General features: G+C 68.9%; 2 protein-coding genes and 1 pseudogene. All 3 read right to left on the bottom strand.

Translation table 11 applies throughout. The features are described 5' to 3' along the window. Positions 1-127: 127 nt before the first annotated feature. Positions 128-1,333 carry an MFS transporter gene (locus QM569_RS09500; protein WP_414986988.1) on the bottom strand — a complete coding sequence of 402 codons (1,206 nt, stop codon included), beginning with the start codon at positions 1,331-1,333 and terminating at the stop codon, positions 128-130. Continuing rightward, positions 1,330-1,965 carry a DsbA family protein gene (locus QM569_RS09495; RefSeq protein WP_414986987.1) on the bottom strand — a complete coding sequence of 212 codons (636 nt, stop codon included), beginning with the start codon at positions 1,963-1,965 and terminating at the stop codon, positions 1,330-1,332. The genes QM569_RS09500 and QM569_RS09495 overlap by 4 nt, the downstream gene beginning before the upstream one ends. A gap of 95 nt (positions 1,966-2,060) precedes the next feature. Continuing rightward, positions 2,061-2,615: pseudogene (locus tag QM569_RS09490) on the bottom strand (KR domain-containing protein); the annotation flags it as partial.

Below are 2,615 nucleotides of genomic sequence, written 5' to 3'. Positions count from 1 at the left end.
GGCAAGCGCACCGTCGATGCGCTTTGGGAGCACATCGGCCAGTTGCTCGAGCAGTTCTCGCCCCAGGAGTGCGCGAACTACTTCGCATCGGCTGGGTATGTCAGCACATAAATCAAAAATGCTCTAGCTAGCGCAACTGGCTGAATTTCACCGCGCGACGTTCATACGCGAGCGCCAGCGCCCAGAACACCAGCCCGCCCAGCGCCAGGCCGCAACCAACCCAGCCCGTCGACGCCCAGCCGTAACCCGCGCCAATGGCGAGGCCGCCCAGGTACGGCCCCAGGGCGTTGGCCACGTTGAAGGCGGCGTGGTTGAGCGAGGCGGCCAGCCCTTGCGCATGGCCGGCGACGTCCATGAAGCGCATCTGCAACACGGCGCCCAGGCCGCCGCCCAAGCCGATCATGAATACCGCCGCCGCGACCGACCACACATGGTTGACAGCCAGCGGGTAGAGGGCAAGCGCCAGCGCACTCCAGGCCAACAGCATGCCGACGGCCGGCAGGGGGCCGCGCCTGGCGAGGTGGGGCGCGGCCAGGTTGCCGCACGTCATGCCGACCCCGAAGATGGCCAGGACGATGGGAATGGCGTCCGCGGGTGCCTTCGTCACCAGTTCCAGCGTGGAGGCGAGATAGGTGTAGACGGCGAACAGCCCGCCGAAGCCGATGGCGCCGATTACCAGGCTCAGCCAGACCTGCGGGCGGCGCAGCGCCTGTAGCTCTTGCAATGCCGATGCGCCGGCGACGCGCGCCTGAGCCGGGATGACGAAGAGGATCAGCGCGGCGGCCATGAACGACAGCAGGCCCAGTGCGCCGAAGCCCCAGCGCCAGCCCAGCCATTGCGAGATGAGGTTGGCCACGGGCGCGCCGATGGTGGTGGCCAGGGTCAGCCCCAACAGCACGCGCCCGATCGCAACGCCCCGTCTCTGCTCGGGAACCATGCCGGTGGCGACGAGCACCGCGATCCCGAAATAGGCGCCGTGAGGAATCGCCGTGACGAACCGCAGCGCGATCAACGCGTCGAAGCCCGGGGCCATCGCGCTGAGGCAGTTGCCCAGGCCGAACCAGGCCAGCAGCAGGACGAGGAGCAGGCGGCGGTTCAGATGCGCGCCGACGATGGCCAGCACCGGCGCGCCCGCGACGACGCCCAGCGCATAAGCGCTGATGGCATGCCCGCCGGTCGGTACGTCCACGCCCAGCGCAGACGAAAAGGCCGGCAAAAAGCTCATGGCCGCGAACTCGGTGGTGCCGATGGCGAACCCGCCAAGAGCCAACACCGCGTGGGCAAGGCCGGGCTTCCTCGTGGCTTCTGAAGTCACCATGCTGGGCATGCTCATGTCGAGGCCTGATCGAGCGTCGCGATGGCGTTCACGAAATCGGCCGGGTGGCCATAAAAGGACACGTGCTCGACGCGCGCCAAACGGCCGCTGCGCTCCAGCAGGAAGCCGGGAAACCCCTGCACCCCGGCGCGCGCCATCAGGCTGCGGGTCGCGGCGATGTGCTCGTCCACCGCCGCATGCGCCAGCGCCTGGGCGAAGTCCCCGGCGGCCAGGCCAATGGATTCCGCCAGATCGCGGAGCACCTCGTTCTCGACGACGCGGCGGCCCTCGACGTAGTGCGCGCGCTGGATGGCCCGCAGCATCGGCAGACCTGCGCCCTCCTTCACGCGCCCGGTGGCCACGATGGCGGCGATGACGGGCCGCGACCAGAAGACGGTGGCCGGATCGGCCAGCAGCCCGTCGAGATAGGCGGGGCCGAAGCGGACACCAGCCAACTCGGCGATGCGCCCATCGCTTTGCCGCATGTAGTTGCGCTTGGCTGGATCAACGCGCGTGGGGCTGCCGAACAGGCCGCCGCCGTGAAGGCCGATGGGCACGCCAGCGTTGGCGGCCGCTTCGATCAGCGGGCCGGCGGCATAGCACCAGCCGCACAGCGGGTCGTAGATGTAGTGCAGGGTGGGTTGCGTCATGGGGTGCATCTTGGACAGGGTTGGGTGGGAGAAGTCGGACAGACGAAGGCTGGCCGCGCGGACGCGGCAGCCTTTGCGTCAGGCGCACGGCCGGCTCAGTGGTGGCCTGGGGCCGAGACGCCTGCCTTTTGGTCGCGCACGAAGGCCCGGATCGTGTCCTGGAACGGCGTGGTCGGCCGCCCGATGAGACGCGAGAGCTGCCGGCCGTCATCGAAGAGTGCGCCCTTGGCTACGCCGGCGTCCGTGTCGGACAGGATGTGCGCCACGGCCTCCGGCACGCCAGACTGGATCGCGGACGCCTGGAACTGCTCCGATAACAGGTTCTGATACACCAGCGGCTGGCCCGATGCTTCGGTCACGACCGTCGCCAGTTCCTCCAACGTGAAGGAGCCATCGCCGGCGAGTTCGTAGGTCTTGCCCGCGTGACCTTCGCCGGCCAGCACCACCGCCGCAGCCCTGGCGTAGTCGGAGCGCGCCGCCGACGAGAACCGGCCATCGCCCGCCGCGCCCATGAGCACGCCCTGCTTCATGGCAAGCGGCAGGCGCCAGGTGAACACTTCGTTGTACCAACCGTTGCGCAGCAGCACGAACGGCACGCCGCTCTCCGCCAGGGCCGTCTCCGTATCGAGATGCTCTTGCGCGAGCCAGAG

The sequence above is a fragment of the Acidovorax sp. genome, from assembly GCF_047607405.1.
In the GTDB taxonomy this organism is placed as follows: domain Bacteria; phylum Pseudomonadota; class Gammaproteobacteria; order Burkholderiales; family Burkholderiaceae_C; genus Acidovorax.
Note: the sequence above shows the minus strand (reverse complement) of the source record. Positions and strands in the feature narration are given on the sequence as shown.

Bases quoted from the DNA above. Each gene is read 5' to 3' on its own strand.
- QM569_RS09500 (WP_414986988.1), bottom strand. From the start codon at position 1,333: ATGAGCATGCCCAGCATGGTGACTTCAGAAGCCACGAGGAAGCCCGGC.
- QM569_RS09495 (WP_414986987.1), bottom strand. From the start codon at position 1,965: ATGACGCAACCCACCCTGCACTACATCTACGACCCGCTGTGCGGCTGG.